13 protein-coding genes are annotated in these 15,715 nt (G+C 71.0%); 9 read left to right on the plus strand and 4 right to left on the minus strand.

What is annotated here, in order from left to right; translation table 11 throughout:
• Positions 1–52: 52 nt before the first annotated feature.
• The 8 genes from atpA to ABD208_RS10065 all read left to right on the plus strand — a co-directional run bounded on the left by atpA (position 53) and on the right by ABD208_RS10065 (position 7,977).
• Entirely contained in the window at positions 53–1,675 is a 1,623-nt protein-coding gene (gene atpA / locus ABD208_RS10030) for a F0F1 ATP synthase subunit alpha (protein WP_344102145.1), read from the plus strand.
• Positions 1,676–1,677: 2 nt separating this feature from the next.
• On the plus strand, positions 1,678–2,574 hold the full coding sequence (locus tag ABD208_RS10035) for a F0F1 ATP synthase subunit gamma (protein WP_344102147.1): 897 nt from the start codon (positions 1,678–1,680) through the stop codon (positions 2,572–2,574).
• A gap of 62 nt (positions 2,575–2,636) precedes the next feature.
• On the plus strand, positions 2,637–4,109 hold the full coding sequence (gene atpD, locus ABD208_RS10040; RefSeq protein ID WP_344102149.1) for a F0F1 ATP synthase subunit beta: 1,473 nt from the start codon (positions 2,637–2,639) through the stop codon (positions 4,107–4,109).
• A 90-nt stretch (positions 4,110–4,199) separates the two neighbouring features.
• Positions 4,200–4,460, plus strand: a complete 261-nt coding sequence (locus ABD208_RS10045; protein WP_344102151.1) for a F0F1 ATP synthase subunit epsilon — start codon at positions 4,200–4,202, stop codon at positions 4,458–4,460.
• A gap of 10 nt (positions 4,461–4,470) precedes the next feature.
• A complete protein-coding gene (locus ABD208_RS10050; RefSeq protein ID WP_344102153.1) occupies positions 4,471–4,881 on the plus strand; it encodes a DUF2550 domain-containing protein in 411 nt (136 codons plus the stop codon).
• 193 nt (positions 4,882–5,074) lie between these two features.
• Positions 5,075–5,770 (plus strand): endonuclease NucS, encoded by a 696-nt coding sequence (gene nucS, locus ABD208_RS10055; protein ID WP_344102155.1) that lies wholly within the window; start codon positions 5,075–5,077, stop codon positions 5,768–5,770.
• A 164-nt stretch (positions 5,771–5,934) separates the two neighbouring features.
• Entirely contained in the window at positions 5,935–7,341 is a 1,407-nt protein-coding gene (locus tag ABD208_RS10060) for an N-acetylglucosamine-6-phosphate deacetylase (protein ID WP_344102157.1), read from the plus strand.
• Between the two features lie 12 nt (positions 7,342–7,353).
• On the plus strand, positions 7,354–7,977 hold the full coding sequence (locus ABD208_RS10065) for a ribonuclease FAU-1 family protein (RefSeq protein ID WP_344102159.1): 624 nt from the start codon (positions 7,354–7,356) through the stop codon (positions 7,975–7,977).
• Between the two features lie 134 nt (positions 7,978–8,111).
• On the opposite strand, the gene ABD208_RS10070 is transcribed toward ABD208_RS10065, so the two are convergent.
• Positions 8,112–10,757 carry a glycoside hydrolase family 3 C-terminal domain-containing protein gene (locus ABD208_RS10070; protein WP_344102161.1) on the minus strand — a complete coding sequence of 882 codons (2,646 nt, stop codon included), beginning with the start codon at positions 10,755–10,757 and terminating at the stop codon, positions 8,112–8,114.
• Between the two features lie 208 nt (positions 10,758–10,965).
• On the opposite strand from ABD208_RS10070, the gene ABD208_RS10075 reads away from it, so the two are divergent.
• A complete protein-coding gene (locus ABD208_RS10075) occupies positions 10,966–11,613 on the plus strand; it encodes a DUF624 domain-containing protein (RefSeq protein ID WP_344102163.1) in 648 nt (215 codons plus the stop codon).
• A 157-nt stretch (positions 11,614–11,770) separates the two neighbouring features.
• Here ABD208_RS10075 and ABD208_RS10080 read toward each other — a convergent pair whose 3' ends face one another.
• The 3 genes from ABD208_RS10080 to ABD208_RS10090 form a co-directional block, all read right to left on the minus strand.
• Positions 11,771–13,522: a type 2 periplasmic-binding domain-containing protein gene (locus ABD208_RS10080; protein WP_344102165.1), complete on the minus strand. Its 1,752-nt coding sequence runs from the start codon at positions 13,520–13,522 to the stop codon at positions 11,771–11,773.
• A gap of 81 nt (positions 13,523–13,603) precedes the next feature.
• A complete protein-coding gene (locus ABD208_RS10085; RefSeq protein WP_344102167.1) occupies positions 13,604–14,536 on the minus strand; it encodes a carbohydrate ABC transporter permease in 933 nt (310 codons plus the stop codon).
• Between the two features lie 16 nt (positions 14,537–14,552).
• Positions 14,553–15,596, minus strand: coding sequence for an ABC transporter permease (locus tag ABD208_RS10090; RefSeq protein ID WP_344102170.1), 1,044 nt, complete (start codon positions 15,594–15,596; stop codon positions 14,553–14,555).
• Positions 15,597–15,715 lie beyond the last annotated feature (119 nt).

Raw genomic sequence — 15,715 nt, forward strand, 5'->3', positions numbered from 1 at the left:
TCATGAACAAGACCTTCCGCCGCGCCCACCGCGGCACGACAGGAGAAGAGCAATGGCTGAGCTGACGATCCGGCCGGACGAGATCCGGTCCGCGCTGGACAGCTTCGTGCAGTCCTACGAGCCCGACGCCGCGGCGTCCGAGGAGGTGGGCCTGGTCGTCTACGCCGCCGACGGCATCGCCCGCGTCGAGGGCCTGCCCGGTGCGATGGCGAACGAGCTGCTGCGTTTCGAGGACGGCACGCTCGGCCTCGCGCTGAACCTGGACGTCCGCGAGATCGGTGTCGTGGTGCTCGGTGAGTTCACCGGCATCGAGGAGGGCCAGGAGGTCCGCCGGACGGGCGAGGTCCTCTCGGTCCCCGTGGGCGAGGGCTACCTCGGCCGCGTCGTCGACCCGCTGGGCAACCCGATCGACGGTCTCGGCGAGATCGCCACGGACGCCCGCCGCGCCCTGGAGCTGCAGGCCGCCGGCGTCATGGAGCGCAAGTCGGTCCACGAGCCGATGCAGACCGGCATCAAGGCCATCGACTCGATGATCCCGATCGGCCGCGGCCAGCGCCAGCTGATCATCGGTGACCGCCAGACCGGCAAGACGGCGATCGCGGTCGACACGATCATCAACCAGAAGGCCAACTGGGAGTCGGGCGACCCGAGCAAGCAGGTGCGCTGCATCTACGTCGCCATCGGCCAGAAGGGCTCGACGATCGCCTCGGTGCGCGGCGCGCTCGAGGAGGCCGGTGCCCTGGAGTACACGACGATCGTCGCGGCCCCGGCCTCGGACCCGGCGGGCTTCAAGTACCTGGCCCCGTACACCGGCTCGGCCATCGGCCAGCACTGGATGTACCAGGGCAAGCACGTCCTGATCGTGTTCGACGACCTGTCGAAGCAGGCCGAGGCCTACCGCGCCGTGTCGCTGCTGCTGCGCCGCCCGCCGGGCCGCGAGGCCTACCCGGGTGACGTCTTCTACCTGCACTCCCGCCTGCTGGAGCGTTGCGCCAAGCTGAGCGACGAGCTGGGCGCGGGCTCGATGACCGGCCTGCCGATCATCGAGACCAAGGCGAACGACGTCTCGGCGTACATCCCGACGAACGTCATCTCCATCACGGACGGCCAGATCTTCCTGCAGTCCGACCTGTTCAACGCGGACCAGCGCCCGGCGGTCGACGTCGGTGTCTCGGTGTCCCGTGTCGGTGGTGACGCGCAGCTCAAGCCCATGAAGAAGGTCTCCGGCACGCTCAAGCTGGAGCTGGCGCAGTACCGGTCGCTCGAGGCGTTCGCGCTGTTCGCGTCCGACCTCGACGCCGCCTCCCGCGCGCAGCTGCGCCGCGGCGCGGTCCTGACCGAGCTGCTCAAGCAGCCGCAGTACTCGCCGTACGCGGTCGAGGACCAGGTCGCGGCCGTGTGGGCGGGCACCAAGGGCAAGCTGGACGACGTCCCGGTGTCGGACGTGCTGCGCTTCGAGTCCGAGATGCTGGACCACCTGCGCCGCAAGTCCGACGTCCTGTCCAAGATCGCGGAGAGCAAGTGGGGCGACGACATCGAGGCCGCTCTCGCCTCGGGCATCGACGACTTCCGCGCGGGCTTCGTGAAGGGTGACGGCGAGGCCCTGGTCGGCGCGTCCGACGGCGAGCCGGTCGACGTCGAGCAGGAGCAGATCGTCGTCCAGAAGAGGGCCTGACCATGGCCGGAGGAATGCAGCGCGTCTACAAGGCGCGGATCAAGTCGACGCAGTCGCTGAAGAAGATGTTCCGCGCGCAGGAGATGATGGCGGCCTCGCGGCTGCCGAAGGCTCGTGCGCGCACGGCGGCGGCTGCCCCGTACGCGCAGGCGGTCACGCGCGCGGTGTCGGCGGTGGCGACCCACACCGACGTCGACCACCCCCTCACGCGTGAGGAGGCCGGCGGCACGAAGGTCGCCGTGCTGGTGATCTCGTCCGACCGCGGGCAGGCCGGCGCCTACCCGGCGAGCATCGTCCGGGAGGCCGAGCGCCTCACGGACCAGCTGCGCGCCGAGGGCAAGGAGGTCTCCCTCTACGTCACCGGCCGCCGCGCCATCGGGTACTACTCGTACCGCGGCCGTGAGATCGCGGGTTCGTGGACGTACGGCTCGGAGAACCCGACGACCGAGGTCGCGCACGAGATCGCCCGGACCCTCCTGGAGCGGTTCCTGGCGGCGGAGGACGAGGGCGGCGTCTCGGAGCTGCACGTGGTCTCCACGCAGTTCGTCAACATGGTCACGCAGAAGGTGCGCGTGGTCCGGATGCTGCCGCTCGAGGTCGTCGAGGGCGTGGCCCCGGCCGACGACGGCAGGACGATGCCGCTGTACGACTTCGAGCCCTCGCCCGAGGCCGTGCTGGACACCCTGCTGCCGCGGTACGTCGAGCTGCGCATCTATGCCGCGCTGCTGGACGCCGCCGCCTCCGAGCTGGCCGCCCGCCAGCGCGCGATGCACACGGCGACGGACAACGCGGAAGAGCTGATCCGTACCTACACCCGCCTGGCCAACCAGGCACGACAGGCCGACATCACCCAGGAGATCAGCGAGATCGTCTCGGGTGCCGATGCCCTGGCGTCCTGACGCCTGACTGACAACCGACACTCGCCGGAGGGACCCTCCGGCCCACCGAAGCGAGGCAAGCAATGACCGCCACTACCGTGGAAGCGCCCGGCGCGGGTTCGACCGCCCCGGCGACCGGCAGGGTCGCCCGGGTGATCGGCCCCGTCGTCGACATCGAGTTCCCCGAGGACGCGATCCCCGAGATCTACAACGCCCTCTCCGTCCAGATCGACCTGGGCCAGGGCGAGGAGCCCTTCACCCTGATGCTCGAGGTCGAGCAGCACCTCGGCGACTCCCTGGTCCGCGCCATCGCGCTGAAGCCGACCGACGGCCTCGTGCGCGGCGCCGTGGTGACCGACACGGGCGAGCCGATCAGCGTGCCCGTCGGCGACGTCACCAAGGGCAGGGTCTTCAACGTCACCGGTGAGGTCCTGAACCTCACCGAGGGCGAGAAGTACGAGGTCACCGAGCGCTGGCCGATCCACCGCAAGCCCCCGTCGTTCGACCAGCTCGAGTCGAAGACCCAGATGTTCGAGACGGGCATCAAGTCGATCGACCTGCTCACCCCGTACGTGCAGGGTGGCAAGATCGGCCTCTTCGGTGGTGCGGGCGTCGGCAAGACGGTCCTCATCCAGGAGATGATCCAGCGCGTGGCGCAGGACCACGGCGGCGTGTCCGTGTTCGCCGGCGTCGGCGAGCGCACGCGTGAGGGCAACGACCTCATCGGCGAGATGGAGGAGGCGGGCGTCTTCGACAAGACGGCCCTCGTCTTCGGCCAGATGGACGAGCCGCCGGGCACGCGTCTGCGCGTGGCCCTGTCGGCCCTGACGATGGCGGAGTACTTCCGCGACGTGAAGAAGCAGGACGTGCTGCTCTTCATCGACAACATCTTCCGCTTCACGCAGGCGGGTTCCGAGGTCTCCACGCTGCTCGGCCGCATGCCGTCCGCCGTGGGCTACCAGCCGAACCTCGCCGACGAGATGGGTCTCCTCCAGGAGCGCATCACCTCGACGCGCGGTCACTCCATCACGTCGCTGCAGGCCATCTACGTGCCCGCGGACGACTACACCGACCCGGCCCCGGCCACGACGTTCGCCCACCTCGACGCCACCACGGAGCTCTCCCGTGCCATCGCGTCGAAGGGTCTGTACCCGGCGATCGACCCGCTGTCCTCGACCTCGCGCATCCTCGACCCGCGCTACGTGGGCCAGGAGCACTACGACGTGGCGACGCAGGTGAAGTCGATCCTGCAGCGCAACAAGGAGCTCCAGGACATCATCGCGATCATGGGTGTCGACGAGCTCTCGGAAGAGGACAAGACCGTCGTCGCGCGTGCGCGCCGCATCGAGCAGTTCCTCTCGCAGAACACCTACATGGCCAAGAAGTTCACGGGCGTCGAGGGCTCGACCGTCCCGCTGGCCGAGACCATCGAGGCGTTCAAGCTGATCGCGAACGGCGAGTTCGACCACATCGCCGAGCAGGCCTTCTACAACATCGGTGGCCTCGAGATGCTCGAGGAGAACTGGGCCCGGATCCAGAAGGAGTACGGGGCCTGAGCCTCGTAGTTCCCCCGCGGTACGTCGTCGGACGAGCTTCGTGTCCGGCGACGTACCGTGACCCCGTACTTTTCAAGAGGGAGGCCCGCAGTGGCTGAGCTGAGCGTGGACCTCGTGGCCACGGACCGCAAGGTCTGGTCCGGGGTCGCCAAAGAGGTGAGTGCGCCGTCGGTGGACGGCCAGATCGGGATCCTGGCGAATCACACGCCGCTCCTCGCGGTGCTGCGCCCGGGCAAGATCACGGTGCGCACCGCGACGGGTACGGCCGTGGAGGCGGACGTCACCGGAGGGTTCGTGTCCGTGGACGAGAACCTCGTGACGATCGTCGTCGACGAGATCACCCTGGTCTGAGGAGGGACGGGTGCCGGGCGTCGTCTGGGTCGCGCTGGCGATCGTTGCCGCGATCGCATTGGTCCTCGGCGTGGGCGCGAGCCGTGCGCGCACCCTGTCCCGCCGGGTCGGATCCTTCGCGTGCAGCGCGCGGGCGGCCGGCACCGAGTCGTGGACGGCCGGGATCGCGCAGTACGCGGTCGGGAGGATCGACTGGTGGCGGGTCTGGTCGCTGTCGCCGCGCCCGGCCCGCACCTGGTACCGCGAACGGCTGGAGCTGATCGGGCGCGAGGAGTTCGACGACGACGGCCCGGCGCACTACCTCGTGCGCTGCCGCTACGACGGCGGTGACATCGAGCTGGACCTCGCGTCGGGCGACTACTTCGGCCTCGCCTCCTGGCTGGAGGCCGCGCCGCCCGGGCGGCAGGATCTCGTCATCTGAGCTGTCCGAGTGGTCCGAGCCGTCTGACCGGCCGCAACGTTCGCACGACCCGAGCCGAGGTAGTAGCTTCCCCGTGGAGCCTGCTGCCTCGGCGTTCGTCTGCCGGGGCGCAGGGCGGACGGCCCGGTCCAGGGGCCGTCGTTCCGCCCGGCCCAGCCGTCTCGTTCCGCCGCCCGACCCAGTAGGAGCTTCCTTGCGTCTCGTCGTCGCCGACTGTTCCGCCCGCTACACCGGGCGCCTGACCGCTCATCTGCCGCTCGCCAAGCGGCTCATCGTGGTCAAGGCCGACGGGAGCGTGCTGCTCCACTCCGACGGCGGGTCGTACAAGCCGCTGAACTGGATGAGCCCGCCCTGCACGATGACGGAGGGCCTGCCGGGCGCGGAGGCCGCCGAGCGCGGCGTCACCCAGCTCTGGACGGTGCAGCACAAGAAGAGCGACGACCGCCTGGAGATCGAGCTGCACGAGGTGCACCACGACTCCGCCCACGACCTCGGCATCGACCCCGGCCTGGTGAAGGACGGCGTGGAGGCGCACCTGCAGGAGCTGCTCGCGGAGCAGATCAGCCTGCTCGGCGCGGGCAGCACGCTGATCCGCCGCGAGTACATGACCGCGATCGGCCCGGTGGACATCCTGGCCCGCGACGCCACGGGCGCCACGGTCGCCGTGGAGATCAAGCGCCGCGGCGAGATCGACGGCGTCGAGCAGCTCACCCGCTACCTGGAGCTGCTGAACCGCGACCCGCTGCTGGCCCCCGTCCGCGGCGTCTTCGCCGCCCAGGAGATCAAGCCCCAGGCCCGCGTCCTGGCCACCGACCGAGGCATGCAGTGCCTAACCCTGGACTACGACGCGATGCGAGGCGCAGACGACCCAACCTCCCGCCTCTTCTAACCCGACACCCGGGGCTACCCGTGTCGTCAGTAGCACATCAAATCCATTCGACCGGCGGGTTTTCGGTGCTGAGATGCTACTGAATCGCCCTCCAGCCGGTGAGTGGGGCCGGGGCGGGGCCGTTTGGGCCGGAGGGGCCCTGGGGGTCGGGCAGGATAGGGGGCGTGACGGAGAGAACTTCCGGGGCGGTCGTCCTGCGTGGACGGATCGTTCTTCCGGACGCGGTGGTGGACGACGGCGTTGTGGTGGCCCGGGGCGGTCGCCTGGTCTTCGTGGGCACGGCACGGCAGGCACGCGACGCGGGCCTCGACGCGCAGGTGGACAGCGCGCCGCCGTCGTACGACTACCTCCTGCCGGGCCTCGTCGACCTGCACAACCACGGCGGCGGCGGCGTCGGCTTCCCCGACGCGACCAGCGCGGACGAGGCGATGACCGCCGTCCTGGAGCATCGCCGCCACGGGACGACGACGATGCTGGCTTCCCTGGTCTCGGCCTCCCCGGACATCCTGCTGACCCGCGCCGCGATGCTCGCGGACCTCGCCGACGCGGGGGAGATCGCCGGCATCCACGCCGAGGGCCCGTTCCTCTCCCACGAGCGGCGCGGCGCCCACAACCCGGCCGACCTGCGCGAGGGCGACGCGGACCTGGTCCGCGAGCTCGCGAAGGCCGCCCGCGGGCATCTGGCCTCCATGACGATCGCCCCCGAGGTCCCGGGCGTGGCCGGCCCGGGCGGCGTCGCGACGGCGCTCGTCGAGGCGGGCGCGATCCCGTCCCTCGGCCACACCGACGGCACCACCGAGCAGGCCGAGGCCCTGATCGCCCAGGTCTCGGGGAGCCTGCGCATGGTGGCGGAGCTGGCCGGGACGTCCGGGACCACGTTCCCGGTGCCCGGCACCGGCATCCCCACCGATGTCGGCACCAGCACCCACGCGAGCACCCGCACCAGCACCCGCCCCGGTGGGGGTGCCGAGGGTCGCGCCGCGGGCGGGGTCGCGAGCGCCCTCCCGGTGCTCCGCCGCCGCGAGATGACCGCGACCCACCTCTTCAACGGGATGCGCCCCCTGCACCACCGCGCACCCGGCCCGATCGCCGCGTGCCTCGCGGCGGCGGTGCGCGGCGACCTGGTGGTGGAGCTGATCGGGGACGGCGTCCACCTGGACCCGGCGACGGTCCGCACGGTGTTCGGCATGGCCGGAGCGAACCAGGTCGCGCTGGTCACGGACGCGATGGCGGCGGCCGGGGTCGCGGACGGCCCCTACGACCTCGGCCCGCTGCGGGTCACGGTCCGCGACGGCGTCGCGCGCCTCACCGACCCGGACCACCCGGGCGGCGGTGCGATCGCGGGCGGCACCTCCCACCTGATCGACGTCGTCCGCCGGACGGTCGAGGCCGGCGTCCCGCTGACGGAGGCGGTCCGGGCGGCCTCGGCGGTCCCGGCCCGCGTCCTGGGCCTGGACCGCGAACTGGGCACCCTCACCCGGGGCCTGCGCGCCGACGTCGTCGTCGCCGACGAGAGCCTCCGCCCGCTGCGGGTCCTGAGAGCGGGCACCGAGGTCGGCGGGCGGGATTGATACGGTCCGAGCATGACGAGGCTTTTCGCACCTGGTGAGACCGTGGTCCGGCGCGAGATCATGCGGGGTGAGCCCTGGATCGCGATACCGCAGATCTGCGTGCGGGACGACGGCGACCTGCTGGTGACCTACACGCCGACGGGCGCGGAGTTCGGGTACCTGCCGGACGGCGAGGGCGAGTTCCCGATCGGCCCGCATCCCTGGAAGGTCAAGGGCTCGACCCACTGGCACGGTCACGGCCGCCTCGAGCTGCACTGGACCGGCGTCGAGCACTCGCTCTTCCTGTTCTGGGCGGGCGAGGACCGCGCCTTCCAGGGCTGGTACTTCAACCTGGAGGACGCGCCCCGCCGCACCCCGATGGGCTTCGACACCCTGGACCACGAGCTCGACGTCTGGTGGGCCGCCGACGCCGAGACCTACGAGTTCAAGGACGTCGAGGACTTCGAGCGCACCGGCCCGGCCCGCTACCCGGGCCGCATGGAAGCCATCCGCGCGGAGGGCGACCGCATCGCCGCCCTCCTCGACGCGGGCCAGACCTGGTGGGACAAGTCCTGGGCCGACTGGACCCCGGACCCGGCCTGGACCGCCCGCCCGCTCCGCGCCGACTGGCACCAGCTCCCGTTCGACGCGCGCTGACGAGCAGCGTCCCGCCGGCTGGGCCGGCGATGTCGCCCGCGCCGGCGACGCCGCCCGCTCGGCGAGACCGCCTGCCTGGCGAGACCGCCCGCCCGGCGACCTCGCCCGCCCGGGGCGATGTTGCTCGCGACATGTCACCCGCCGACGGCGACCACCGCCTGCAGCGCCGCGGTACCCGCCGACGGTCCGGCCGCCAGGGTGTACCCGCCCGGCTGCACCCGCAACGCCCGGGCCGCGTCGTCCCAGACCGCGAGGCGGTCCGTCTCCAGGGGCACGACGACGGCGCGGGTCTCGCCCGGGGCCAGCCGCACCCGAGTGTGGCCCAGGAGCAGGCGGCGGGGGGTCTCGATCGGGGCGCCGGGCAGGCCCAGGGAGTAGAGCTGGACGAGTTCGTCCGCCGGGCGGTCGCCGTCGTTCCGGACGGTGACGGTGGCCGACGGCGCGTCGGCGCCCGCGGCGTCGTCGGCCACCTCGAGGCCGAAGTACTCGACCCGCCCGTACGTGAGGCCGTGGCCGAACCAGAACGTGGGTTCGTCGCGGAGCCAGCGGTAGGTCTGGCCGGCCCTACGGACGTCGTAGTCGAAGAGGTCGCCTGCCTGAGCCTCCGACGACGGCCAGGTCTGGGCGAGGCGGCCGTACGGTTCCGTGTCGCCGGACAGCACGTCGACGAGGCCGTGGCCGAGCTCCTGGCCGCCGTGGCTCGACCAGACCACGGCCCGCGCATCGGCGCAGTCCTCGGTCAGGACGTACGGGTAGCTCGACACCACGACCAGCACCGACGCGTCGTTCGCGTCGCGGGCCGCGCGCCACAGGTTCCGCATCGGCTCCGGCAGGAGCAGCGACGGGCGGTCCTCGGTCTCGCGGCCCAGCAGGTGGGGGTCGTTCCCGACGGTCACCAGGACGGCGTCGGCTCCAGCGGCAGCCCGCGCGACGTCGTCGGCCCCGGAACGGATGACCTCCCACGCGAAGACCGTCGCGTCCTCGGGCCGCGTGGCCTCGGTGACGATGCCGCCGATGTCCCGCTGCACGTGCAGCCACCGTCCGCTCCCCACGTGCTGCAGCGCCCAGCCGCCGCCGGTCGCCACGCGCCGGAACGACTCCTGCACGATCCAGCCGCCCACGCGCTCGGCGTCGGCCCGCACGATCCACCCGGCGCCCGTGAGCAGCTTGCCGGACGCCGCCGCGCGGATCGTCAGCAGGCCCTCGCCCCAGTCGGTCACGTCGAGCCAGGTGTCCGTGGGCGGCACGTCCGACGGCGTATCCGCCGGCGTCTCCAGTTCGTGCGTGTCCGACGACGTCGCGGCCGCGAGCGACTCCAGTGCCCTCTGCGCCGGTTCTGGACCGCGGGCCGTCACCGTTCCGTCCGGGTCCACGCAGACCCAGGCGTCCGTGTCGAGCGTGCGCAGCGCGACGCGGTCCGCGCCCGGGACGACGTCGACGGTCGCGCCGAGCCAGCGCTCGCGGACGGCGTCGGAGAGCGTCACGCGGTACGGCAGCGTCCCGGAGTACCAGTCCGTGCACACCTGGTCCGCGTGCGGGCCGACGACGGCGATCCGCCGCGGCTCGCCCGTCAGCGGGAGCAGGCCGTCGTTCGCGAGCAGCACCACCGACCTCGCCGCCGCCTCGCGGGCCAGGACGCGGTGCTCCGGCAGGTCGATCGCCTCGGGGCCGATCCCGCCGTAGGGGTCGACGTCGTCGCCGACCATGCCGTCGCCGACCATGCCGTCGCCGGACGCGCCGTCGCCGGACGCGCCGTCGCCGGACGCGCCGTCGTCCGACACGACCGCGCCGCGCGCCACCGCGCCGCTGCCGTCCTCGCCGCCGTCCCCGTCGAGCTCCCCGGTGCGGAGCCGCAGCTCCAACAGGCGCAGCGCGGCCCGGTCGACGTCCTCCTGCGTGAGGAGCCCTTGCTCCAGCGCCTCGCGGAGGCGGCCGAGCGAGATCGACGCGTCGGCGTCGTTGTCCGTGAACGAGTCGACGCCCGCGCGCAGCATCGCGGCATGCCCCTCGGCGTGCGTGGCGAACTCGCGCTGCACGGTCACCAGGAACGTCGGCGCGCCGGCGTCGGACACGAACGCCAGCGACCCCGGCGCGGCGTCCCGCAGCAGCGAGATCAGCTCGGCTGAGGTGTGCGCCGGCACCCCGTTCACCCGGTTGTACGACGGCATGACCGCGCCCGCGACGCCCGCCGCGACCGGCCCGGTGTAGCAGGGCAGCTCGTACTCGTGCAGGCTGCGCGGGTCGAGGTTCGACGACGTCGCCGACCGGTCCGTCTCGTTCCCGTACCCGAGGAAGTGCTTGAGCGTGGGCACGGTCTTCCACACCCGCGCGTGGTCCCCGCGCAGGCCGCGGCAGTAGGCCGTGCCGAGCGCCGCGACCAGCCACGGCTCCTCGCTGTAGCCCTCCTCGGTGCGCCCCCACGCGGGGTGCCGCAGCGGGTTCACCACGGGTGCCCACACGTTCAGGCTGATGTCGGAGTCCCCGGCGTGCTTGGCGCGCACCTCCGTGGCCACGACGTCGCCGATGCGGCGGATCAGGTCGGCGTCCCAGGTGGCGCCCATGCCCACGGGCTGCGGGAACACGGTCGCCGTGCCCTGCCAGGCCTGGCCGTGCAGGGCCTCGTTGCCGGTGTGGAACTCGGCGAGGCCCAGGCGGTCGATCGCGGGCTGACGCTGGTGCAGGAGGGAGAGGCGTTCCTCGGGGGTGAGCTGCACCAGGAGGGCGCGGGCGCGGTCGGTCAGGGGGCGACGGGGGTCCCGGAACTGGGGCGAGGTAGGCACGGCGTCGTGCTCCTTCCGCTCGAATCGGTTCAACGGCGAGGATAGCGGGAAGCGCGCAACTCCACGTACTACCCCTTGTCGCGCGGGGCCTGTAGCGTGTTGAAGCGCTTCGACGATCAGCGTACCGGAGTTCGGCATCTCGGTACCCTGTCGCTCGATCGACGCGCGGCCGCCCGGCCGCGCGAGGCCGCCAGGGCAGGGAGAGCACGTGGGGATCGACCCGGAAAGCAGGAACCTGCAGGGGCTGACGACCTTCCTGCACCTCGTCGCGCTCAACGTGCTGTACCTGATCGCGTGCCTGCCCCTGGTCACCGCCGGCGCCGCGACCGCGGCGCTGTACGAGGTGATGCTGCGCTACGCGGACGAGGAGCGCGGGTACCTGATCCGGGGCTTCCTGGTGGGCCTGCGCCGGAACCTGCTGCGCGGGACCATGGTCCTGCTGGCCTGCGGCACGCCGGCGGCCGCGGCCGGGTTCGCCGCGGCGTTCTGGCTGGCCACCGGCAGCGCGCTGGGCACCGCGGCCGGCGTCGTCGCCGTGCTGTTCACCGTGTACTTCTCGGGTGCCCTGGTGCACGGCCTGGCGCTCGCGGGCCGGTACGACGACGCCGTCGGCCGCGTCCTGCGCAACGCCCTGCTGCTCCCGGTCGCCGAGCCGCTGCGCACCGGCGCCCTGCTGCTGCGGCCCGTCGCCACGGTGAGCCTGTGGTACGTGTTCCCGCCGGCCGTCGTGCTGCTGGCGACGATCGGGTTCTCGGTGGGCGCGTACCTCGACGCGCTGATCCTGCACGGCGTCTACCGCCGCCGCGGCGGCGACCCGACGGCCCTGGACCCGGTGAGCCCGCACTCCGGCGAGTGACCGGCGGGGGCCCGCGGCGTCGGGCACCTTGATGCCGGCCCCGGACGGCGACGAACCGCCGCCGGCCGCCCGCCGACCGCGGCCGCACGGCGGCGAAGGGCCGGCGGGGATCTCCCGCCGGCCCTCTGCCGTCCGTCGTCACCGCACGTCCGGCCGGTCAGCCGAAGTTCTCGGCGACCTCCACGCGGGCGGCGTTCTGGGCCTCCGCGTTGGCCATGTCGAACTCCAGGACCTGGTCGTAGCCCAGCCCCTTCGCGGTCTCCTGCATCTCGGCGAGCAGGGACTCGAACTCCGCGTCGTCCTTGGCGAACGACATCTTCCAGGAGTACTCCACGATGCTGGCCTTGACCTGGTTACGGATGGTCTCGATCTCGGACGGGTCCGCCGGGGCGGCGTAGCTCGACCCCGGGGCCACCAGGAGCATGTCGTTCGACCGGAGGTACTCCATCGTCGTCGGCGCGCCGCCCATCTTCTCCGACCAGTCCTCGGTGAGCGGGTTCGAGGCGCTCTCCTGGTAGCTCGGCCAGAACTTGTAGTTGTACGGCACGCCCGTGTCCGGGTCCTCGTCGATCGGCAGCACCGCGGAGAAGTTCAGCGTCGAGACCCCGTCCTTGTAGCTGCCGCCGCCCCACTCGGCCGGCACGTCCGCGCCGCCCTCCAGGATCGCCTCGCGGCCGAACTCCGTGAACTCGGGCCCGTTCTCGCCCTTCTCCCAGGTCAGGCCCTCCGGCCCGGCGGCGCCCATCGTCTCCGACGCGCTCGCCTGCACGCCCTCGGGCGAGTACAGCCAGTCGATGAACGCGGCGAGGCGGGCCGGGTCCTCGGCCTTGGAGCCGATGCCGACGATCTGCTTGGCGCCGTACACGGCGGCGCCGTAGGAGAAGACCTGCTGGTCCTGCAGCGGGGCGATCATGAAGCCCTTGCCGTCGGCCATGTTCTGCTCGGTGTTGTACGCCGACTGCCCGAGCCACGGCCACCAGGACAGCAGCACCTGGCCGTTCTGGTACTTGGAGAACATCGTGTCGTAGTTCTGCGTGGTCGACTCCGGGTCGACGATGCCCAGCTGGTTCGCCTCGTGGTAGAAGCGCAGCGCCCGCACGTACTCCGAGTCGGAGTCGATGATCGACTGGTAGTCGGACCCGTCGGCCTTGGCCAGCACGAAGCCCAGCTCGTCGTAGCCGTAGAGGGTGGTGGGCTGCTTGCCCATCACCATCATGTTGCCGTCCCAGTCCTTGAACAGGGAGATGGCGTAGGCGGGCTTGCCGTTGTCGGCCTCCGGGTGGGCGTCCTGCATGTCCTTGAGGATCGGCAGCAGGTCCTCGAGGGTGTCGATCTCGGGGTAGCCGAGCTCGGCGTAGTAGTCCCACCGCAGGAACGGCCCGAACGTCGGGTCGACGCCCTCGGACGGCTCGGTCGGCTTCACCTCGGAGAGCTGGGTCGGGATGCCGTACACGCCCTCCTTGCCCTCGTTGAGGTAGTCGACGGCGGCGTCGTACCTGCCGACGTTCTTCATCGAGCCGACGTACGGCGACATGTCCGCCAGCAGCCCGCCCTCGACGAGCTCGTCCATCTTCTCGCCCCGGTCGACGACGATCAGGTCGCCGAGGTCGCCGCCCGACACGCGGGTGTTGTACAGCGTGTCACCACCGCCCGCCACGTTGGGGGCGATGATGTTCAGCTTCATGTTGAACTTCTCCTCGACGATCTTGCCGAACCAGCCACCCTGCATGCCCTGGTAGTTGGCCAGCCCGTCGAAGACGTCGACGGTGATCGGATCGGCCTTCGACCAGTCCTGGTCGACCGACACGGGCTCGCCGTCGTCGGCTCCTCCCGCGGTCGTGCAGGCCGCCAGGGACATGGCTCCCAGCAGCGGAGCCACCAGCAGCGCGATGGCCTTGCGTGATCTCATGACACTCCTTCGTGTGTGGACGTGCGAACCTGAGGTGCGGGAGGCGTCGCCGGACGACGACGCCTCAGCGAGGCGAACCGCTCAGCCCTTGACGGCGCCGAGCATGATGCCCTTGACGAAGTACCGCTGGAACAGCGGGTAGACGAAGATGATCGGCAGCACCACGATCACCGCCACGGTCACGCGGATCGACGTCGGCGTCTGCGACGTCGCCGCCGACGCGATCGCCCCCAGCGCCCCCTGCGCGTTCTGCGCCGCCTGCGCCAGGCTGTTGGCCTGGTTGAGGTAGGTGTAGAGCGTGTACTGCAGGGGGTAGAGGTTCTGGTCCGTGACGTACAGCAGCGTGTCCTGGAACGAGTTCCACTGCGCGACGGCCGAGAAGATCGCGACCGTGGCCAGGATCGGCGTCATGTTCGGCAGCATGATCCGGAAGAAGATCTTCACGATGCCGGCGCCGTCGAGCTCGGCGGCCTCCTGCAGCGAGCGGGGCAGCGACTCCACGTATGTCTTGACGAGGATGATGTTGAACGGCTGCACGACCGCCGGGAGGATGTAGACCCAGAAGTTGTTCGTCAGGCCGAGGCTCTTGATCGTCAGGTAGACGGGGATCAGGCCGGCGTTGAAGTACATCGTGAAGATGACCAGCCGGTACCACAGGGAACGCTTCCACAGGCGCTCCTGGGTGAACATGAACCCGAGGAACGCCGAGGCCAGCACCGTCGCCGCGGTGCCGATGACCGTGCGGGCGACCGAGACCAGCGTGGAGCTCGCCAGGCCCGGCAGCCCCAGGATCTGGGTGTAGTTCTCCAGGTGCACGCCGACGGGCCAGAGGCGGACGTCGCCCAGCGCGGCGACGTCGTTCGCGCTGACGGAGTTGATGATGAGGTAGTAGAACGGGTAGCCGCACACCAGCGCGAAGAGCGTGAAGCCCGCGTAGTTCAGCACGGCGAACGGGAGGTCCCCGCGCGAGGGCCGGAACCGGGGCGCGGTGGTCCTGAGATCCGTGGTCGTCACGACGTCGGTCCTTTCCCTAGATGATCGACGTGCCACGGGCGCGCCTGGCGATCGCGTTGGCGGAGACCAGGAGCACGAGGGAGACGAGGCTCTTCAGCATCGACAGCGCCGTCCCCATCGACAGCGAGTTCCCGGTCACGCCGACGTTGTAGACGTAGAGGTCGAGCACCTGGATGTGTTCGCGGTTGAACGCGTTCTGGAAGACGTAGTACTGCTCCATGCCGTTGTTGAGGATGTTCGCGATCGACAGGATCAGCAGCACCACGAAGGTCGGCATGAGGTGCGGGAACGTGATGTACCGCATGATCTGGAAGCGGCTCGCGCCGTCGATCCGCGCCGACTCGTACAGCGCCGGATCGATCGCGGCGATGGCCGCGAGGTACATGATCGCGCCCCAGCCCAGGCCCTTCCACAGGCTCCAGGCGAGCATCGTGAGCCAGACGTTCTGGTCGGTGTCGAGGAACTTGATCGGGACCGTGATCAGGCCCCAGTCGTGCAGGGTGGTGTTCACCAGGCCCGACGTCGAGAAGAGCGAGAACGCGATCATGTACACGAGCACCCACGAGATGAAGTTGGGGAGCGTCGTGAGGGTCTGCACCGTGTTCCGGAACCAGGTGGCCCGGATCTCGTTGAGCAGGATCGCGAAGAACACCGGCAGCAGCGAGGTCGCGATGCCGAGGAAGCTCATGGCGAGCGTGTTCAGCAGGACCTGGCCGATCTGCCGCAGCTGGGTCTCGGACGACACGAGCATCTCGAACCACTGCAGCCCGACGAACTCGCTGCCGTCCAGGCCGAGCGCGGGCTTGTAGTCGTAGAGCGCCGTCACCCAGCCGAGCAGCGGCAGGTACGAGAAGAGAAGGATCAGCACGAGGAACGGCAGGATGGCCAGGAACATCGCCCGCGACGTCTTGCGGTTCTCCGGTGGCCGGCGGCGTCCCCCGGCACGGCCCGCGCCGGGCGGGCGGTCACCCCGCGGGCCGCGGGCCCCGGCGCCCGGCGTGCTGCCGCCCGGCGGCGCGCCCGCGCCGAGCGCCTGTGGCGCTCCCTGAGTGAGACTCACCTGTCACTCCCTCGTGATCAGTGTCGACATGTGCGCGCTCGACCTGCTGCGACGCAGCTACGTCGAAGCGCTTCGACATTGATACCAGAGGTTCACCTTGCCGTGCAATGACCATCTGT

It is taken from the genome of Myceligenerans crystallogenes (genome assembly GCF_039529775.1).
GTDB lineage: Bacteria > Actinomycetota > Actinomycetes > Actinomycetales > Cellulomonadaceae > Myceligenerans > Myceligenerans crystallogenes.

What these genes read in the sequence shown, in the direction of transcription:
- atpA (WP_344102145.1), top strand. Translation starts at nt 53, where the DNA reads ATGGCTGAGCTGACGATCCGGCCGGACGAGATCCGGTCCGCGCTGGAC.
- ABD208_RS10065 (WP_344102159.1), top strand. Translation starts at nt 7,354, where the DNA reads ATGACGAGGCTTTTCGCACCTGGTGAGACCGTGGTCCGGCGCGAGATC.
- ABD208_RS10080 (WP_344102165.1), bottom strand. Translation starts at nt 13,522, where the DNA reads ATGAGATCACGCAAGGCCATCGCGCTGCTGGTGGCTCCGCTGCTGGGA.
- ABD208_RS10035 (WP_344102147.1), top strand. Translation starts at nt 1,678, where the DNA reads ATGGCCGGAGGAATGCAGCGCGTCTACAAGGCGCGGATCAAGTCGACG.
- atpD (WP_344102149.1), top strand. Translation starts at nt 2,637, where the DNA reads ATGACCGCCACTACCGTGGAAGCGCCCGGCGCGGGTTCGACCGCCCCG.